Source organism: Curtobacterium sp. PhB78 (genome assembly GCF_003751685.1).
GTDB lineage: Bacteria > Actinomycetota > Actinomycetes > Actinomycetales > Microbacteriaceae > Curtobacterium.
Genome location: NZ_RKIA01000006.1, coordinates 247,575 through 264,476, shown reverse-complemented (window position 1 = coordinate 264,476; position 16,902 = coordinate 247,575). Strand labels below are relative to the sequence as shown.

The window sequence follows — 16,902 nt, the reverse complement described above, 5'->3', positions numbered from 1 at the left end:
GTCGACGGGCCCGTCGATGACGACGAGGAGCACGGTGACCTTCACAGCCCCGATCCAGCTGCCCGGCCTGACGCTCGACCCGCAGTGGTACAAGCGCTCGGTCTTCTACGAGTGCATGATCCGCTCGTTCGTCGATTCGAACGGCGACGGGATCGGTGACCTGCAGGGCGTGATCGGCAAGCTCGACTACCTGCAGTGGCTCGGCGTCGACGCCCTGTGGCTGCCGCCGTTCTTCCAGTCGCCGATGCGCGACGGCGGGTACGACATCGCCGACTACAAGGCGATCCTGCCGGAGTTCGGCACGCTCGACGACTTCCGCGAGCTCGTCACGAAGTCGCACGAGCGCAACATGCGCATCGTCATCGACATGGTGATCAACCACACCAGCGACCAGCACGAGTGGTTCCAGCAGTCCCGCGAGGACCCCGACGGCCCCTTCGGTGACTTCTACGTCTGGCGGGACACCGACGAGGAGTACCCGAACATCCGGGTGATCTTCGTCGACACCGAGGAGTCGAACTGGACGTTCGACCCGGTCCGGCGGCAGTTCTTCTTCCACCGGTTCTTCTCGCACCAGCCCGACCTGAACTTCGAGAACCCCGCGGTGGTCGAGGCCGTGTACGACGTCGTGCGGCACTGGCTCGACCTCGGTGTCGACGGTCTGCGGCTCGACGCGATCCCGTACCTGTTCGAGTCCGAAGAGGGCAACGGCGAGGGCGAACCGGAGACCCACGAGTTCATCAAGAAGATGCGCGCGATGGTGGACGACGAGTACCCCGGCCGTGTCCTGCTCGCCGAGGCGAACCAGTGGCCGCGCGAGACCGCCGCCTTCTTCGGCACCGACGAGGAGCCCGAGTGCCACATGGCATTCGACTTCCCGGTGATGCCCCGCATCTTCTACTCGCTCCGTGCCCAGCACGCCAAGGAGCTGTCGGCGATCCTGTCGGAGACGCTCGACGTGCCGTCCGCGGCAGCCTGGGGCGTGTTCCTCCGCAACCACGACGAGCTCACGCTCGAGATGGTCAGCGAGGAGTACCGGCAGGCCATGTACGGCTGGTACGGCTACGACCCCCGGATGCGCTCGAACATCGGCATCCGGCGCCGGCTCGCTCCCCTGCTCGACAACTCGCGGGCCGAACTCGAGCTCATCCACGCGCTGCTGTTCTCGCTGCCGGGCTCGCCGTTCCTGTACTACGGCGACGAGATCGGGATGGGCGACAACATTTGGCTGCCCGACCGCGACTCGTCCCGCACGCCGATGCAGTGGACCCCCGACCGCAACGCCGGGTTCTCCACGGCAGACCCGGGCAAGCTCTACCTGCCCGTGGTGCAGTCGCTCGTGTACAACTACGCGCAGGTCAACGTCGAGGCGCAGCTCGCCCAGTCCCGCTCCCTGCTGCACTGGGTGCGCAACGTCATCCACGTGCGGAAGGCCCACCCGGTGTTCGGGCTCGGGACCCTGCACGTGCAGGAGACGTCGAACGAGTCGGTGCTCGCGTTCGTGCGCTCGTGGGAGGGCTCCGGGCAGCAGTTCGGGCCGTCGGCGGAGGACGTGCTGTGCGTGTTCTCGTTCGCCACGAACCCAACGTCGGTCACGGTCTCGGCTCCCGAGTTCGCCGGTCGGCCGCTCTACGACCTGTTCGGCGGCGGTTCGTTCCCCGCGTTCGACGAGGACGGCACCGTCACGCTGACCCTCGGGACGCAGTCGTTCTACTGGCTGCACGTCGGCGCGCCGGTCGGGTAGCACCGGTCGTGTCGGTGCGTCCCGTTAGCCTGACCGCGTGACGTTCCCCACAGCACAGCTGGATCCGACAGCACAGCTCGACACGCCCGCCCCGGCGCAGGACCTCTCCGGACGCCCCTGGTGGCACGCCCTCGGCGTCTTCGACCTCGAGACCACCGGTGTCGACATCGAGACGGCGCGGATCGTCACGGCGCACGTCGGCCTCATCGACATGACGGGTGCCTCCATCGCCGAGGGCGCGTGGATCGCCGACCCGGGCATCGCGATCCCCGAGGGCGCCGCGGCCGTGCACGGCTACACCACCGAGCGCGCCCAGGCCGAGGGGCGTCCCGCGGCCGAGGTCGTCGCCGAGATCATCGCCGCGATCGAGGCGGTGTTCGCCCGCGGCATCCCGCTGGTGATCTACAACGCCCCGTACGACCTGACGGTCCTCGACCGCGAGGCAAAGCGGCACGGGTTCGCCTCCCCCGTCATCGGCAACGTCGTCGACCCGCTCGTGATCGACAAGGCACTCGACACCTTCCGCAAGGGCAAGCGGACGCTCGAGGCGGCGTCCGAGCTGTACGGCGTCACCCTCGACGACGCGCACGACGCCGGTGCCGACGCCATCGCGGCCGGTCGCGTCGCCCAGGCCATCGCCGGCAAGTACCAGGACGAGCTCGGCATCTCGGCAGAAGAGCTCCACCGCAAGCAGGTCGGGTGGTGCGCCGAGCAGGCGACCTCGTTCCAGGAGTACATGCGCAAGAAGCGCGACCCGTCCTTCACCGCCGACGGTCGCTGGCCGCACCGCAACGGCGCCTGACCCGCGCACCGGCCGCACGACGCAGAACGGGCGGTCCTCCCGAAGGAGGACCGCCCGTTCCGACGTGCTGTGGGGCTGCTTACTTGGAGAAGCCCTTGAAGCGCTGGTTGAACTTCTCGACGCGACCGGCCGAGTCGAGGATGCGCTGCTTGCCCGTGTAGAACGGGTGCGAAGCGGACGAGATCTCGACGTCGATCACCGGGTAGGTGGCACCGTCGAGCTCGATCGTCTTGTCGCTGTTCGCGGTCGAACGCGTCAGGAAGGTCTCACCGGAGGCCAGGTCACGGAAGACGATGGCGCGGTACTCGGGGTGGGTGTCGGTCTTCATGGAGTTTCCTCGATAGCGGTAGCGGTGGTGGGATTGCGCGAGATGCGCGGGAAGTCATCGGCTTGCGCCAGCCGTCAACGTTACCAGACGGACGGCGCGATCGCAGCGCTAGGACGCGCGCGCCGTGTACCGGCCGGCGTCCTTCGTGACGGACAGCGCGATGCCGAACGCCTCGGTCAGGGTCTGGTCGGTCAGGACCTCGTCGATGGGCCCGGCGGCCTGCACGTGGCCGTCGGCGAGCACCAGCGCGTGGGTGAACCCGGCGGGGATCTCCTCGACGTGGTGGGTGACGATCACGATGGCCGGCGAGTCGGCGCTCTGGGCGTAGCCGCCGAGGGTACGGACGAGGCTCTCACGGGCGCCGAGGTCGAGCGAGGCGGCCGGTTCGTCCAGGAACAGGATCTCCGGGTCGGTCATGACGGCACGGGCGATCTGGACGCGCTTCTGCTCGCCGTCGCTCAGCTCGCCGAAGGTGCGGTCGGTGAACGACCCCAGGCCCCACTCCTCGAGCACACGCTGGGCACGGCGGACGTCGAGCTCCTCGTACTCCTCGTTCCAGCGACCCGTGACCGAGTACGCGGCCGTCAGCACGACGTCGATGACCTTCTCGGTCACCGGGATGCGCCGGGCCAGGGCGGTCGACGCGAAGCCGATGCGCGGGCGGAGCTCGAACAGGTCGGCGCCGCCCAGCTCGGTACCGAGCACCTCGACGTCACCCGAGGTCGGGAACGTCTGGGCACCGGCGACCTGCAGCAGCGTGGTCTTGCCGGCGCCGTTCGCGCCGAGCACGACCCACCGTTCGTCGTCCTGCACCCCCCACGAGATCGAGTCGAGGATGGTGGCCCCGTTGCGGACCACGGAGACGTCTGACAAGCGCACGACCGAGGGCATGCGACCAGCCTACGGGTTCCGGCCGAGCACCTCGTCGTAGACCTGCCGTGTCCTCGTGGCGATCGCGTCCCACGTGAACTCGGACTCGACGCGCAGGCGTCCGGCGCGGCCCATGAGCTTCGCGAGCCCCTCGTCGGCGAGCACCTCGTTGAGGGTCGCGGCCAGGTCCGCCACGTACTTGTCGGGGTCGGTCGGGGTGCCCGTGCCGTCTTGCGCCTGGTCGATCGGCACGATGCGACCGGTGAAGCCGTCCGCGACGACCTCGGGGATGCCCCCGGTGCCGGTGCCGACGACGGGGATGCCGCACGCCATGGCCTCGAGGTTCACGATGCCGAGCGGTTCGTAGATCGACGGGCACACGAACACCGTGCCCGAGGACAGCACGTTCACGATCTCCTCGTGCGCGAGCATCCGGTCGATCCAGACGACGCCCTCGCGCTGCTCACGCAGGCCCTCGACCAGCCCGGTGACCTCGGCGAGGATCTCCGGGGTGTCCGGGGCACCGGCGCACAGCACGATCTGGACGTCCTCGGGGAGCGACGCCACGGCGCGGAGCAGGTAGGGCAGGCCCTTCTGCCGGGTGATGCGACCGACGAAGACGACGCTGGGGCGCGACGGGTCGATGCCGAGGGCGCGGACGGCGTCCTCGTCGACCTGCGGCTTCCAGGCGTCGATGTCGATGCCGTTGTAGACGACGTGCACCTTCGACGGGTCGATCGACGGGTACGAGCGCAGGATGTCGGCGCGCATGGCCTTCGACACCGCGATGACGCCGTCGGCGTTCTCGAACGCCTCGCGTTCCATCCAGCTCGACAGGCGGTAGCCGCCGCCGAGCTGCTCGGCCTTCCACGGGCGGAGCGGCTCGAGGCTGTGCGCCGTGACGACGTGGGGGATCCCGTAGGTCAACTGCGCGATCCGGCCCGCCGAGTTCGCGTACCAGGTGTGCGAGTGCACGAGATCGGCGCCCTCGACGTCGGCGGCGATGGCCACGTCGGTGCCGAGCGCCTGCAGTGCACCGTTCGCCTGCTCGAGGCCGGCCGGCGTGCGGTACCCCCAGACGTCGGCTTCGTCGCGGAAGGCCCCGAACGCCCGGACACGGACGTCGGTGTCCGTCCCCGACCGCAGCGCAGCGGTGAGTTCGGACACGTGGACACCCGCACCGCCGTAGACCTCCGGCGGATACTCCCTGGTCAGTAGATCGACTCGCACGGGTTCAAGGTAACCGGTTCCCAGTGCTGACGCCTACTGTGAGCGGCATGGCACCAAAGAAGGTCTTCGGCATCGTGCTCGCTGGCGGCGAGGGGAAACGGCTCATGCCGCTCACGGCCGACCGGGCGAAGCCCGCAGTCCCGTTCGGCGGGAACTTCCGTCTCATCGACTTCGCACTGTCGAACCTGGTGAACTCCGGTCTGCAGAAGATCGTCGTCCTCACCCAGTACAAGTCGCACAGTCTCGACCGGCACGTCGCCGAGACCTGGCGCATGGAGGGCCTGCTCGGGTCCTACGTGGCGTCGGTCCCCGCGCAGCAGCGACTCGGCAAGCGCTGGTTCGCCGGCTCGGCCGACGCGATCCTGCAGTCGCTCAACCTGCTCCGCGACGAGCGTCCCGACATCGTCGTCGTGGTCGGCGCCGACCACGTGTACCGGATGGACTTCCACCAGATGGTCGAGGCGCACATCGCCTCGGGTCGCAGCGCCACCGTCGCGGCGATCCGTCAGCCCATCGAGCTCGCCGACCAGTTCGGCGTCATCCAGGTGGACGCCGACGACCCGACGAAGATCGACGCCTTCCTCGAGAAGCCGAAGAACCCGGTCGGACTCGCCGACTCCCCCGGCGAGGTCCTCGCCTCGATGGGCAACTACGTGTTCAACGCGGACGCCCTCGTCGACGCGGTGCTCCGCGACGGCCAGGTCGAGTCGTCCGCGCACGACATGGGCGGCGACATCGTCCCCGACTTCGTGGACCGCGGCGACGCCGGTGTCTACGACCTGCAGCGCAACGAGGTCCCCGGGTCCACCGACCGTGACAAGTACTACTGGCGCGACGTGGGGACGATCGACTCGTTCTTCGACGCGCACATGGACCTCATCGCCCCGGTGCCGGTGTTCAACCTGTACAACCAGGACTGGCCGATCTTCAACCAGCAGACGAACCTGCCGCCGGCGAAGTTCGTGCGGGACGCCAACGGCAACACCGGCTCGACGGTCGACTCGCTCGTGTCGCTCGGCTGCCTGGTGTCGGGCGCACAGGTCGAACGCAGCATGATCGGCCCGTGGTGCGGGATCGACTCCGGCGCGAAGGTCCTCGACTCGATCGTGTTCGAGCGGGCGACGATCGGCGCCGGTTCGGTCGTGAACCGGGCGATCCTGGACAAGGACGTCGTCATCGCGCCGGGTGCGCAGGTCGGCATCGACCGTGAGGCCGACGAGGCCCGCGGCTTCACCGTGACCGAGTCGGGCATCACCGTGGTCGGCAAGGGCGTCCGCGTCGACGCGTAGCGTCGGCCGGTCACGTCGACACCGACGAACGGACGGACAGGAGGCACGGCTCGCGTCATGGACGCGGGCCGTGCCTCCGTCTGTCGGTACCGTTGGTCCGTGCCCCGCTTCCTCGTCGTCCTCGATGCCGATTCCACCCTCCTCGAGGACGAGGTGATCGAACTCCTCGCGGACACCGCCGGGACCCGGCCACAGGTCGCGGCGATCACGGAGCGCGCCATGCGCGGGGAGATCGACTTCGCCGAGAGCCTCCGGGAGCGTGTCGCGACCCTGGCGGGCCTCCCGGTCGACGTCTTCCGACGCGCACAGCAGGCGGTCCGCGTGACGCGGGGTGCCGACCAACTCGTCCGCGGCGTGCACGCCGCCGGTGGGACCGTCGGCGTCGTGTCCGGCGGGTTCCACGAGGTCCTCGACCCGTTCGCCGAGCAGCTCGGTCTCGACCACTGCCGGGCGAATCGACTCGAGGTGTCCGACGGCGTGCTGACGGGGCGTGTGCTCGGCGACGTCGTGGACGCTCACGCGAAGGCCATCGCCCTGCGCGAGTGGGCCGAGGCCGACGGCGTGGACGCAGTCCGCACCGTCGCGATCGGCGACGGGGCGAACGACCTCGAGATGATGCGCGTCGCCGCCCTGTCGGTGGCGTTCGACGCGAAGCCGCGCGTGCGGGAGCAGGCTGACGTCGCCGTCGTGGACCGCGACCTGTCCGCCGTGCTCGCGACGCTCGGCCTGCGCGGCTGAGCGGACCGTCCGGTTCTTCGCGCTCAGCGACACGTCGCGCGCGCGAGCACCCGTGAACTGTCGCTGAGCACGAAACGACGCGCAGGCGCTGGCTAGTGGCCCATGCCGAGGCCGCCGTCGACCGGGATGATCGCGCCGGAGACGTAGCCGGCCCCGTCGCTCGCCAGGAACAGCGTGGCGTCGGCGACGTCGTCGACCGTGCCGTACCGGGCCGCCGGGATCGCCTTCTTGAACTCGGCCTGCAGCTCGTCGGACAGCGCGGCCGTCATGTCGGTCTGGATGAACCCGGGCGCGACGACGTTGGCGGTGATGCCCCGCGAGCCGAGCTCACGGGTGATCGACCGGGCCATGCCGACCAGGGCGGCCTTCGACGACGCGTAGTTGACCTGGCCGATCTGGCCGTAGGCGCCGACGACGCTCGACATGAGCACGATGCGGCCGAACTTGGCCTTCATCATGCCCTTGGTGGCGCGCTTCACGACCCGGAACGTGCCGGTCAGGTTGGTGTCGACGACGCTCGTGAAGTCGTCCTCGGACATGCGGAGCAGCAGCTGGTCGTTCGTGATACCGGCGTTGGCCACGAGCACCTCGATCGGTCCCAGTTCGGCTTCGACCTGCGTGAAGGCGGCGTCCACCGAGGCCGTGTCGGTGATGTCGGCCTGCACGGTGAGGGCCCCTTCGGGTCCGCCCTGTCCGCTGCGCGACGTGACCGCGACGCGGTGCCCGGCGGCGACGAAACGCTCGGCGAGGGCGTGGCCGATGCCGCGGTTGCCGCCGGTGATCAGGACGGTACGGGGGGTGCTCATGGTCGCTCCGTTCGGTGGTGGTGTGCGGTCGTGTCGCGCCGACGGGTCGGCGGACACGCCCGGACGAGCGTAGCGGAGCCAGCACCGCAGCCCGTTCGCGCGCGGCGCACCCACGATCGGCCCCGGAGGCTTAGGCTGGACCACGGGTAGACGGAGACCATCTGTATGAAGAGCACGCACACCAGCATCACCACGCTCCCGGATTCGCCGGAGCTGGACCGGGCGCACCGCCTGTCCCGCTACGTGTGGCAGATGGCCATCCGCGTCGTCCTCTTCGTCGTGGCCGTGCTCGTCTACTCCATCTGGCACTCCTGGATCGCCGTCGTGCCGATCGTCCTCGCCGCCGTGATCCCCTGGGTCGCCGTGATCGTCGCGAACGCCGGCAGCCGGACCGAGAGCGACATGATCTCGCCCGCCGGTGCGATGCAGCTCTACGACGCGGTCGACCCGGGCCTCCGCGAGCAGCAGGAAGAGGACCGGGCCCAGGCCTACCGCGACGAGCAGGACCGCCTCCGGCAGCAGGCCCAGCACGCGCAGGACGAGTGGCAGCGCAACGGCGACCGCTCGAAGATGTGGGGACCCCGCTGATGGGCGCGACCTTCGACCTGCACACCGAACCGGGCTCGACCCCCGTCTGCTCCCGAGCCGGCTGCTCCAACACGGCAGCGTGGCGGGTGAACTGGCGCAACCCCCGGATCCACTCCGCCGACCGCGTGAAGATCTGGGCCGCGTGCGAGGAGCACCGCGACTTCCTCGCCGACTACCTGAGGTCCCGCACCTTCCCGGTGCGCGTCACCGGCATGCACGAGGACGTCGACCGGCTCGACGACGAACGCGACCCCGCCTCGTCGCCGAAGAACGACGTCGGGGTGCGCTCCACCGGCACCGGTCGATGACCGACGACTTCGACCCGCACTCCCGGTACGGCCGGAAGCACGCTGCCAAGCTGCAGCGCGCCGCCGACCACGCCCGTCGCTCCGTGCCGGACGACGAACGCCCCACCCAGGACCCGGACGAGCCCTTCGTCGGCTGGCACTTCGTCCGCAGTCGCCGCTGGCTCGGGTACTTCGCGATCGCCGTGGCCTTCGCGATCGTGTGCGCGCTGTTCGGCATGTGGCAGTGGGACCGCCGCAACGAAGCGGTGCGCCAGAACGAGCAGGTCGCCCAGAACTACGACCACACCCCGGTCCCCCTCGACCAGGCGCTGCCGACGGCGTCGAGCTGGCAGGACGAGCAGGAGTGGCTCCGCGTCTCCGTGACCGGCCGCTACGACATCGACGCGCAGCTGCTCGTCCGCAACCGCGTGCACAACGGCCAGCCCGGCTTCGAGGTCCTCACCCCCCTGGTCACCGACGACGGCCGGGCGTTCATCGTCGACCGCGGCTGGGTCCCCACCGGCAACGCGCAGGACGCCCCCGACCACGTACCCGCTCCCCCGTCGGGCGACGTCACGGCGATCGTCCGGCTGCAGCAGACCGAGCCCCGGATCCCCGGCCGTACCGACCCCGCGCACACGGACCAGGTGCAGTCGGTGACCCTGGCCGACGTCGCGAAGAAGGTCGACACCCCGATCTGGACGGGTGCGTACGGCGAGCTCGCCGCCGAGTCCCCCGCCCCGGCCGAGGCGCGGCCGCTCGGCTGGGAGCGTCCCACCGCCGACACCGGGCTGCACCTGAGCTACTTCATCCAGTGGTTCCTGTTCGCGGCCGGCGGCTTCGGGTTCCTGGCGTACGTGATGGTGCAGGAGTACCGGAACCTCAACCAGGACGACCCGGAAGAACGCGAGCGCGCCCAGGAGCGGCAGCGCCGCAAGGACGCCAAGCCGAAGACCGACGCCGAGATCGAGGACGACCTGATCGCGTCCCGCCGCTGACGCACTGCGCCGGGCCGCTCGCCGCGGGCGCGCCGCCGAGCGGTCACGAACCGTCGCCCGTCGACGCCGGTGACGCCACGTGGTGACCATTCGGCGGACGTGAGCGGCTTGCCCTGACCGACGGGACAGCGGACGGGAGGCCCGTGGCGGCGTCGCCACGGGCCTCCCGTCCGTCCTACGGTCACGTCGACCACCGCACGCCGCCCGGCCGCTGGTCACGACGCGCTCGCACGCGTGCCGCCGAGCGGTCACGAACCGTCGCTCGCCGGCGACGGCGACGACACATGGTGACCACTCGGCGAACCTGAGCGGGGTGTCGTGACCGCCCGCTAGGCGAGCTCGATGAGCTCCGCGTAGTCCTTGTTCCAGTGGTCCTCGGTGCCGTCCGGCAGGAGCAGCACGCGCTCGGGGTTGAGCGCCTCGACGGCACCGGCGTCGTGCGACACCAGGACGACGGCGCCCTCGAACCCGGCGAGGGCGTTGAGGATCTCCTCGCGCGACGCTGGATCGAGGTTGTTCGTCGGTTCGTCGAGCAGCAGCACGTTCGCGCCCGAGACGACGATCATCGCGAGCGACAGACGCGTCTTCTCACCACCGGACAGGACCCCGGCCTTCTTGTAGCCGTCGTCCCCGGTGAACAGGAACGAACCGAGCACGCGACGGGCCTCGGTCTCGTTGAGGTCGGTCGACGCCGACACCATGTTCTCGATCACGGTGCGGTTGATGTCGATGTTCTCGTGCTCCTGCGCGTAGTACCCGATGCGCAGACCGTGGCCGGGCTGGATCTCACCGGTGTCGGGCAGGTCGGCACCCGCGAGGATCCGGAGCAGCGTCGTCTTGCCGGCACCGTTGAACCCGAGGATGACGACGCGCGAACCGCGGTCGATCGCCAGGTCGACGCCCGCGAAGATCTCGAGCGACCCGTAGGACTTCGACAGCCCCTCGGCCATGAGCGGCGTGCGGCCGCACGGGGCCGGCGTGGGGAAGCGGATCTTGGCGACCCGGTCGGCGACGCGCTCGTCCTCGAGACCAGCGAGCAGCTTGTCGGCACGCGCGACCATCTGGTGCGCAGCGGCGGCCTTCGAGGCCTTCGCACCGAACCGAGCGGCCTGGTCCTTCAGGGTCGCGGCCTTCTTCTCGGCGCCGGCGCGCTCCTTGCGACGACGCTCCTCGTCGGCGACGCGCTGCCGCTGGTAGAGCTTCCAGCCCATGTTGTAGATGTCGATCGTCTGGCGGTTGGCGTCGAGGTAGAACACGCGGTTGACGACCTCTTCCACGAGTTCGACGTCGTGGGAGATGATGATGACGCCGCCGGGGTAGGTCTTCAGGTGCTCGCGCAGCCACACGACCGAGTCGGCGTCGAGGTGGTTCGTGGGCTCGTCGAGGATCATCGTCTCGGCGTCCGAGAACAGGATCCGCGCGAGCTCGATGCGACGACGCTGACCACCGGACAGGGTCTTGAGCTGCTGGTCGAGGATGCGGTCCGGCAGCTTGAGGTTCGACGCGATCGACGCCGCCTCGGCCTCGGCCGCGTAGCCGCCGAGCGCGTTGAACTGGTCGTCGAGCCGGCTGTACCGGCGCATCGCCTTCTCGGCGACGGCGGTGTCCTCGCTCGCCATGTCGAGCGTGGCGAGGCGGATGCCCTCCACGAGCTCACCGAGCCCGCGGGCGTCGAGGATGCGCTTGCGCGCGGTCTCCTCCGGGTCGCCGGAGCGCGGGTCCTGCGGCAGGTAGCCGATCTCACCACCGCGGTCGATCGTGCCGCCGTTCGGCTGCGTCTCGCCCGCGAGGGCCTTGGTCATCGTCGTCTTCCCCGCGCCGTTGCGGCCGACGAGTCCGATCTTCTCGCCCTTCTCGACACGGAAGGACACGTCTTCCATGAGGAGACGAGCTCCGACGCGGATCTCGAGTTCGTGCACGGCAAGCACAGTGGACGTCCAATCAGTTGGTGGGTTTGCACAACGACGTGTGCGTGAGGTGCACCGCTACGCTGACGGGACCGATGGTTCCGAACGGGACCAGCAGTCCATTCTAGGAGAATCCATGACGAACGCCACCGGGTTCGCTCCCCGCGCAGTCCTCGCCGACCGTCTGCGGACGCACGGGCTGGCCACGAACGCCGCCCTCGTCGCCGGCGGAGCCCTGTTCACCGCTGCGATGGCACAGCTCGAGGTCCCGATGTGGCCGGTCCCGATCACCGGGCAGACGCTCGCCGTCGTGCTCGTCGGCGCGACCCTGGGTGCCCGACGCGGCATGCTCTCGCTGCTCGTCTACGCCGTCGCCGGCCTCGCGGGCGCACCGTTCTTCGCCGACATGACCGGCGGCCTGCAGGCCCTGGCCGTGCCGAGCTTCGGCTACGTCATCGGGTTCATCCCTGCCGCAGGCGTCGTCGGTTGGCTGGCGCGCCGCAACTGGGACCGGCACTTCGGGCGCGCAGCCGTCGCGATGCTGCTCGCGAGTGCCATCCCGTTCGTGACCGGCCTGCCGTACCTGGCGGTCGTGCTCGGGCAGCTCGGCGCACCGAACGACCTGCAGTCGGTGCTCGCCGCCGGCCTGTACCCGTTCATCGTCGGTGGGATCGCGAAGGCGCTCATCGCCGCGGGCATCGTGCCGCTCGCGTGGAAGGCGCTCGGCCGCCGCTGACGCTGCGCACGACAACGGCCCCGCACCGATCGGTGCGGGGCCGTTCTGCGTCCGCAGGCGGCCGGTCGTGGGTCGGTCACGACTCCCCGCCAGCCGGACGTCGAGTGGTCACCTTCCGTCGCCCGGAGCGCGGTCGGCCGACAGAACGTGACCACTCGACGAACGTGAGCGGCGTGTCGCGCCCCGCGCGTGGCGCGACCACGGACAGACGGGAGGCCCGGTGCCAGCTGGCACCGGGCCTCCCGTCTGCGGTGTGGTCGCGACTAGATCGCGAACCCGAGCGCGCGCATCATCTCGCGCCCGTCGTCGGTGATCCGTTCCGGACCCCACGGCGGCATCCAGACCCAGTTGATGCGGAAGGCGTCCACGATGCCGTCGAGGGCGTTCGCGGTGTCGCCCTCGATGACGTCGGTGAGCGGGCAGCCGGCACTCGTCAGCGTCATGCTGATCACGAGCGCCGAGGCCTCGTCGTCCCAGGCCAGGTCGTAGATCAGGCCGAGGTCGACGATGTTGACGCCGAGCTCCGGGTCCTGGACCTCCTTCAGGCCCTCGACGACCTCGTCGAACTTCTCCGGGGCGAGTGCCGCGATCATCAGGCCTGCGCCTCTGCGGCGGACGCCGCCGCGGCCTGCACGTAGCGGTCGTAGCCCTCGTTCTCGAGGCGGTCGGCGAGCTCCGGGCCACCCTGCTCGGCGACCTTGCCCGCGACGAACACGTGCACGAAGTCCGGCTTGATGTAGCGGAGGATGCGCGTGTAGTGCGTGATGAGCAGCACGCCCAGGCCGGTCGCGGTCTTGGCGCGGTTCACGCCCTCGGACACGATCTTCAGCGCGTCGACGTCGAGGCCGGAGTCGGTCTCGTCGAGCACGGCGAAGCGGGGCTTGAGGAGCTCGAGCTGCATGATCTCGTGACGCTTCTTCTCGCCACCGGAGAAGCCCTCGTTGACGTTGCGCTCGGCGAACGACGAGTCCATCTTGAGGTCGGCCATCGACTGGCGGAGCTCCTTGATCCAGCCGCGCAGGGCCGGGGCCTCGCCGTCGATCGCCGTCTTGGCGGTGCGGAGGAAGTTCGACACCGTCACGCCGGGGATCTCGACCGGGTACTGCATCGCCAGGAACATGCCGGCACGGGCGCGCTCGTCGACGCTCATCGCGAGGACGTCCTCGCCGTCGAGGGTGATCGAGCCACCGACGACGTTGTACCGGGGGTGCCCGGCGATCGTGTACGCCAGCGTGGACTTGCCGGAGCCGTTCGGCCCCATGATCGCGTGGATCTCGCCCTCGTTGATCGTGAGGTCGACACCCTTGAGGATCTCCTTGGTGCCCTGATCGGTGTCGATCGAGACCTGGAGGTCGCGGATTTCCAGAGTGGACATTGCGTGGGTTCCTTCGGTTTTCTGTCGTGTCGCGGACGGGCCGCGGAAAGTGTGGGGCCGGGAGGCGGTGTCAGTCGACGGGCACGGGATCGTGCACGTCGACGTAGACGTCGCCCTCGCGCACCTCGACCCGGAACACCGGGACGGGCTCGTACGCCGGGAAGTTCTGCGGCTTCCCCGTGGCGAGCGAGAAGCGGGAGCCGTGGGCCCAGCACTCGAGCGTGTCGCCCTCGATGAACCCCTCGGCCAGCGAGATGTCCCCGTGGGTGCAGGTGTCGCCGATGGCGTGCACGGTGCCGGACGAGTCCTTCACGATGGCCACCGCGGTGCCGTCGACGACGGCGCGCATGGGGCTGTCCACCGCGATCTCGGACTCCGCGCAGACCTTCGTGGGCATCAGGCGTCGGCCTCCGCCGGCGCGACGATCACCGAGCGGCCCTCGGCGAGCTCCTGCTCGACCGCGGCGATGAGTCGTTCCTCGAGCTCGGGCGCACCGATCTTCTGGATGACCTCGACCAGGAAGCCGAGCACGACGAGACGACGCGCTTCTTCCTCGGGGATGCCGCGGGCCTGCAGGTAGAACAGCTGCTCGTCGTCGAAGCGACCGGTCGCACTCGCGTGGCCGGCACCTTCGATGTTGCCCGTCTCGATCTCGAGGTTCGGGATGCTGTCGGCACGGGTGCCGTCGGTCAGCACGAGGTTGCGGTTCTGCTCGTACGAGTCGGTGCCGTCACCGGCGCGACCGATGAGCACGTCACCGATCCACACGGTGTGCGCGCCCTTGCCCTGCAGCGCGCCCTTGTAGTTGACCCGACCGCGCGTGTTCGGCGCGTCGTGGTTCACGTAGACCTGCTGCTCGATGTACTGACCGGCGTCGGCGAAGTACACGCCGTACATCTCGGTGTCGGCGCCCTGCGCACCGAGGTGCGTCGAGGGGTTGACCCGGATGACGTCGCCGCCGAGCGAGACCACGACGTGCTTCAGGAAGGCGTCTCGGCCGACCTCGGCGAAGTGCGTCGAGACGTGCACCGCGTCGTCGTCCCAGTCCTGCAGGCTGACGACGGTCAGGCGTGCGCCGTCCTGCACGACGATCTCGATGTTCTCGCTGAGCAGTGCGCTGCCGCGGTTGTCGAGCACGACGATGCCCTGGGCGTGCGGCTCGGCCGTGATGACCGTGTGCGCCGCTCGGGGCTGCGTGCCGAAGTCGGAACGCGTGATGGTGATGAACTCGTGCGCCTCGGTTGCCTTGACGGTGACGGCGAGGACGGCGTCGCGCGCGGTCCACGCAGCGGCCGCTGCACGGTCCTCGGGCAGACCGGCGGTCCCGACGCGGGGGTCGTCGCTGCGACCCCACTCGACGTCGGCACCGTCGGACTGGCGGGCGAGGAACCGGTAGGCGGATCCGTCGAGACCACCGTCGAGGAGCGGCTGGAGCTTCGCCAGGGGCGCGAACTTCCAGTTCACCTCGCGGCCGGTGACGGTCGGGAACGCCTCGAGGTCGCCGGACTGGAACCGCTCGGAGCGGGTCTGGACCGGGATCTTCTTGTCCGGGGCGTCCCAGCCGCCGTCGGAGGGGGCTCCGGCGCCGTGCTGTTCGGCACCCTGGGCGGGTGCCGCGGGCTCGATCGGCTGGTCGATGTGGGGAGGGGTGGTGCTGGACATCTAGCCGACGGATCCTTCCATGCTCATCTCGATGAGCTTGTTGAGTTCGAGCGCGTACTCCATCGGGAGCTCGCGGGCGATCGGCTCGATGAAGCCACGGACGATCATCGCCATCGCTTCGTCCTCGGCCATGCCGCGGGACATCAGGTAGAAGAGCTGCTCCTCGCTCACGCGCGAGACCGTGGCCTCGTGCCCGAGCTGGACGTCGTCGACGCGGATGTCGATCGCCGGGTACGTGTCGCTCCGGCTGATCGTGTCGACGAGCAGCGCGTCGCACCGCACGGTGTTCGCCGCGTGGTGCGCCGCCGGGTCCACCCGGACCTCGCCGCGGTACCCCGCGCGACCGCCGCCACGGGCGATCGACTTCGAGACGATCGACGACGTCGTGTACGGCGCCATGTGGATCATCTTCGCGCCGGCGTCCTGGTGCTGGCCGGGGCCAGCGAACGCGACGGACAGGGTCTCGCCCTTGGCGTGCTCACCGGCGAGGTAGATCGACGGGTACTTCATCGTCACCTTGGAGCCGATGTTGCCGTCGATCCACTCCATCGTGGCGCCCTCGTGCGCGATCGCACGCTTGGTCACGAGGTTGTAGACGTTGTTCGACCAGTTCTGGATCGTCGTGTACCGAACGCGGGCGTTCTTCTTCACGATGATCTCGACGACGGCCGAGTGCAGCGAGTCCGACTTGTAGATCGGGGCGGTGCAGCCCTCGATGTAGTGGACGTAGGAATCCTCGTCCGCGATGATCAGCGTCCGCTCGAACTGGCCCATGTTCTCGGTGTTGATCCGGAAGTAGGCCTGGAGCGGGATCTCGACGTGGACGCCCTTGGGGACGTAGACGAACGAGCCGCCGGACCACACGGCCGTGTTCAGGGCGGCGAACTTGTTGTCGCCGGCCGGGATCACGGTGCCGAAGTACTCCTGGAAGAGCTCGGGGTGCTCGCGGAGCGCGGTGTCGGTGTCCATGAAGATGACACCCTGCTGCTCCAGGTCCTCGCGGATCTGGTGGTACACGACCTCGGACTCGTACTGCGCGGCGACACCGGCGACGAGGCGCTGGCGCTCGGCCTCGGGGATGCCGAGCTTCTCGTAGGTCGCGCGGATGTCCTCGGGGAGGTCCTCCCACGACTGCGCCTGCTTCTCGGTCGAGCGCACGAAGTACTTGATGTTGTCGAAGTCGATGCCCGTCAGGTCGGCACCCCACGTCGGCATCGGCTTGCGGCCGAAGAGCTGCAGGCCCTTGAGCCGGTTCTTGAGCATCCACTCGGGCTCGTGCTTGAGGTTCGAGATGTCGGTGACGACCTCGTCCGAGACCCCACGGCGGGCCGAGGCCCCGGCCGAGTCGGAGTCGGACCAGCCGAACTCGTATTGCCCGAGCCCTTCGAGCTCGGGACGGTCGATGAGCACGTCGGACATGGTCTCCTCGTTTCCTTCTCGCGGGGCAGCGTCTTCAGGTGTGAACCCGTGGCGTCTGGACGCCATTCCACCGCAGACCGCCGACAGGCGGACACGGTGCTGCTCCCTCGCAACGACAATGGT

The 16,902-nt window shown here is 69.4% G+C and carries 18 protein-coding genes; 8 read left to right on the top strand and 10 right to left on the bottom strand.

Annotated features, from left to right (window positions below; genetic code table 11):
- The first annotated feature begins 34 nt into the window (after nt 1-34).
- Both treS and EDF53_RS15520 read left to right on the top strand, forming a co-directional pair.
- A complete protein-coding gene (gene treS / locus EDF53_RS15525; protein ID WP_111084171.1) occupies nt 35-1,744 on the top strand; it encodes a maltose alpha-D-glucosyltransferase in 1,710 nt (569 codons plus the stop codon).
- Between the two features lie 58 nt (nt 1,745-1,802).
- Nucleotides 1,803-2,546: a 3'-5' exonuclease gene (locus EDF53_RS15520; RefSeq protein ID WP_123294455.1), complete on the top strand. Its 744-nt coding sequence runs from the start codon at nt 1,803-1,805 to the stop codon at nt 2,544-2,546.
- A 79-nt stretch (nt 2,547-2,625) separates the two neighbouring features.
- Here EDF53_RS15520 and EDF53_RS15515 read toward each other — a convergent pair whose 3' ends face one another.
- From EDF53_RS15515 to glgA, 3 genes are all read right to left on the bottom strand, one after another.
- Nucleotides 2,626-2,874 (bottom strand): type B 50S ribosomal protein L31, encoded by a 249-nt coding sequence (locus EDF53_RS15515; protein WP_017887280.1) that lies wholly within the window; start codon nt 2,872-2,874, stop codon nt 2,626-2,628.
- A 108-nt stretch (nt 2,875-2,982) separates the two neighbouring features.
- Entirely contained in the window at nt 2,983-3,765 is a 783-nt protein-coding gene (locus EDF53_RS15510) for an ABC transporter ATP-binding protein (protein ID WP_111083979.1), read from the bottom strand.
- A gap of 9 nt (nt 3,766-3,774) precedes the next feature.
- Nucleotides 3,775-4,974: a glycogen synthase gene (gene glgA / locus EDF53_RS15505; RefSeq protein WP_123294382.1), complete on the bottom strand. Its 1,200-nt coding sequence runs from the start codon at nt 4,972-4,974 to the stop codon at nt 3,775-3,777.
- A gap of 47 nt (nt 4,975-5,021) precedes the next feature.
- On the opposite strand from glgA, the gene glgC reads away from it, so the two are divergent.
- A complete protein-coding gene (gene glgC, locus EDF53_RS15500) occupies nt 5,022-6,263 on the top strand; it encodes a glucose-1-phosphate adenylyltransferase (protein WP_123294454.1) in 1,242 nt (413 codons plus the stop codon).
- Nucleotides 6,264-6,362: 99 nt separating this feature from the next.
- Nucleotides 6,363-7,001 carry a phosphoserine phosphatase SerB gene (gene serB / locus EDF53_RS15495; RefSeq protein WP_395873742.1) on the top strand — a complete coding sequence of 213 codons (639 nt, stop codon included), beginning with the start codon at nt 6,363-6,365 and terminating at the stop codon, nt 6,999-7,001.
- Nucleotides 7,002-7,093: 92 nt separating this feature from the next.
- Here serB and fabG read toward each other — a convergent pair whose 3' ends face one another.
- Nucleotides 7,094-7,807 carry a 3-oxoacyl-ACP reductase FabG gene (gene fabG, locus EDF53_RS15490; protein ID WP_027465673.1) on the bottom strand — a complete coding sequence of 238 codons (714 nt, stop codon included), beginning with the start codon at nt 7,805-7,807 and terminating at the stop codon, nt 7,094-7,096.
- A gap of 165 nt (nt 7,808-7,972) precedes the next feature.
- Here fabG and EDF53_RS15485 point away from each other — a divergent pair, with 165 nt between their 5' ends.
- The 3 genes from EDF53_RS15485 to EDF53_RS15475 are packed head-to-tail and all read left to right on the top strand — an operon-like array spanning nt 7,973 to nt 9,680.
- Nucleotides 7,973-8,395: a DUF3099 domain-containing protein gene (locus EDF53_RS15485; protein WP_123294380.1), complete on the top strand. Its 423-nt coding sequence runs from the start codon at nt 7,973-7,975 to the stop codon at nt 8,393-8,395.
- Nucleotides 8,395-8,703 carry a hypothetical protein gene (locus EDF53_RS15480; RefSeq protein ID WP_374114431.1) on the top strand — a complete coding sequence of 103 codons (309 nt, stop codon included), beginning with the start codon at nt 8,395-8,397 and terminating at the stop codon, nt 8,701-8,703. Before EDF53_RS15485 ends, EDF53_RS15480 begins: the two co-directional genes overlap by 1 nt.
- A complete protein-coding gene (locus EDF53_RS15475; RefSeq protein WP_123294379.1) occupies nt 8,700-9,680 on the top strand; it encodes an SURF1 family protein in 981 nt (326 codons plus the stop codon). The genes EDF53_RS15480 and EDF53_RS15475 overlap by 4 nt, the downstream gene beginning before the upstream one ends.
- Before the next feature lie 329 nt (nt 9,681-10,009).
- Here EDF53_RS15475 and EDF53_RS15470 read toward each other — a convergent pair whose 3' ends face one another.
- Nucleotides 10,010-11,608 carry an ABC-F family ATP-binding cassette domain-containing protein gene (locus tag EDF53_RS15470; RefSeq protein WP_123294378.1) on the bottom strand — a complete coding sequence of 533 codons (1,599 nt, stop codon included), beginning with the start codon at nt 11,606-11,608 and terminating at the stop codon, nt 10,010-10,012.
- A gap of 115 nt (nt 11,609-11,723) precedes the next feature.
- Here EDF53_RS15470 and EDF53_RS15465 point away from each other — a divergent pair, with 115 nt between their 5' ends.
- Nucleotides 11,724-12,323 carry a biotin transporter BioY gene (locus tag EDF53_RS15465; protein WP_123294377.1) on the top strand — a complete coding sequence of 200 codons (600 nt, stop codon included), beginning with the start codon at nt 11,724-11,726 and terminating at the stop codon, nt 12,321-12,323.
- Between the two features lie 263 nt (nt 12,324-12,586).
- Here EDF53_RS15465 and EDF53_RS15460 read toward each other — a convergent pair whose 3' ends face one another.
- The 5 genes from EDF53_RS15460 to sufB form a co-directional block, all read right to left on the bottom strand.
- Complete coding sequence (locus EDF53_RS15460) at nt 12,587-12,916, bottom strand: metal-sulfur cluster assembly factor (protein ID WP_111083972.1); 330 nt, start codon at nt 12,914-12,916, stop codon at nt 12,587-12,589.
- Nucleotides 12,916-13,698: a Fe-S cluster assembly ATPase SufC gene (gene sufC, locus EDF53_RS15455; RefSeq protein WP_123294376.1), complete on the bottom strand. Its 783-nt coding sequence runs from the start codon at nt 13,696-13,698 to the stop codon at nt 12,916-12,918. The genes EDF53_RS15460 and sufC overlap by 1 nt, the downstream gene beginning before the upstream one ends.
- Before the next feature lie 70 nt (nt 13,699-13,768).
- Entirely contained in the window at nt 13,769-14,095 is a 327-nt protein-coding gene (locus EDF53_RS15450; protein ID WP_111083970.1) for a non-heme iron oxygenase ferredoxin subunit, read from the bottom strand.
- Nucleotides 14,095-15,360: a Fe-S cluster assembly protein SufD gene (gene sufD / locus EDF53_RS15445; RefSeq protein WP_221181222.1), complete on the bottom strand. Its 1,266-nt coding sequence runs from the start codon at nt 15,358-15,360 to the stop codon at nt 14,095-14,097. The genes EDF53_RS15450 and sufD overlap by 1 nt, the downstream gene beginning before the upstream one ends.
- Nucleotides 15,361-16,779 carry a Fe-S cluster assembly protein SufB gene (gene sufB, locus EDF53_RS15440; protein WP_111083968.1) on the bottom strand — a complete coding sequence of 473 codons (1,419 nt, stop codon included), beginning with the start codon at nt 16,777-16,779 and terminating at the stop codon, nt 15,361-15,363.
- Nucleotides 16,780-16,902 lie beyond the last annotated feature (123 nt).

What these genes read in the sequence shown, in the direction of transcription:
- EDF53_RS15450 (WP_111083970.1), bottom strand. Translation starts at nt 14,095, where the DNA reads ATGCCCACGAAGGTCTGCGCGGAGTCCGAGATCGCGGTGGACAGCCCC.
- EDF53_RS15460 (WP_111083972.1), bottom strand. Translation starts at nt 12,916, where the DNA reads ATGATCGCGGCACTCGCCCCGGAGAAGTTCGACGAGGTCGTCGAGGGC.
- EDF53_RS15465 (WP_123294377.1), top strand. Translation starts at nt 11,724, where the DNA reads ATGACGAACGCCACCGGGTTCGCTCCCCGCGCAGTCCTCGCCGACCGT.
- sufD (WP_221181222.1), bottom strand. Translation starts at nt 15,360, where the DNA reads ATGTCCAGCACCACCCCTCCCCACATCGACCAGCCGATCGAGCCCGCG.
- sufB (WP_111083968.1), bottom strand. Translation starts at nt 16,779, where the DNA reads ATGTCCGACGTGCTCATCGACCGTCCCGAGCTCGAAGGGCTCGGGCAA.
- EDF53_RS15475 (WP_123294379.1), top strand. Translation starts at nt 8,700, where the DNA reads ATGACCGACGACTTCGACCCGCACTCCCGGTACGGCCGGAAGCACGCT.
- sufC (WP_123294376.1), bottom strand. Translation starts at nt 13,698, where the DNA reads ATGTCCACTCTGGAAATCCGCGACCTCCAGGTCTCGATCGACACCGAT.
- EDF53_RS15480 (WP_374114431.1), top strand. Translation starts at nt 8,395, where the DNA reads ATGGGCGCGACCTTCGACCTGCACACCGAACCGGGCTCGACCCCCGTC.
- EDF53_RS15515 (WP_017887280.1), bottom strand. Translation starts at nt 2,874, where the DNA reads ATGAAGACCGACACCCACCCCGAGTACCGCGCCATCGTCTTCCGTGAC.
- EDF53_RS15485 (WP_123294380.1), top strand. Translation starts at nt 7,973, where the DNA reads ATGAAGAGCACGCACACCAGCATCACCACGCTCCCGGATTCGCCGGAG.
- EDF53_RS15510 (WP_111083979.1), bottom strand. Translation starts at nt 3,765, where the DNA reads ATGCCCTCGGTCGTGCGCTTGTCAGACGTCTCCGTGGTCCGCAACGGG.
- fabG (WP_027465673.1), bottom strand. Translation starts at nt 7,807, where the DNA reads ATGAGCACCCCCCGTACCGTCCTGATCACCGGCGGCAACCGCGGCATC.
- glgC (WP_123294454.1), top strand. Translation starts at nt 5,022, where the DNA reads ATGGCACCAAAGAAGGTCTTCGGCATCGTGCTCGCTGGCGGCGAGGGG.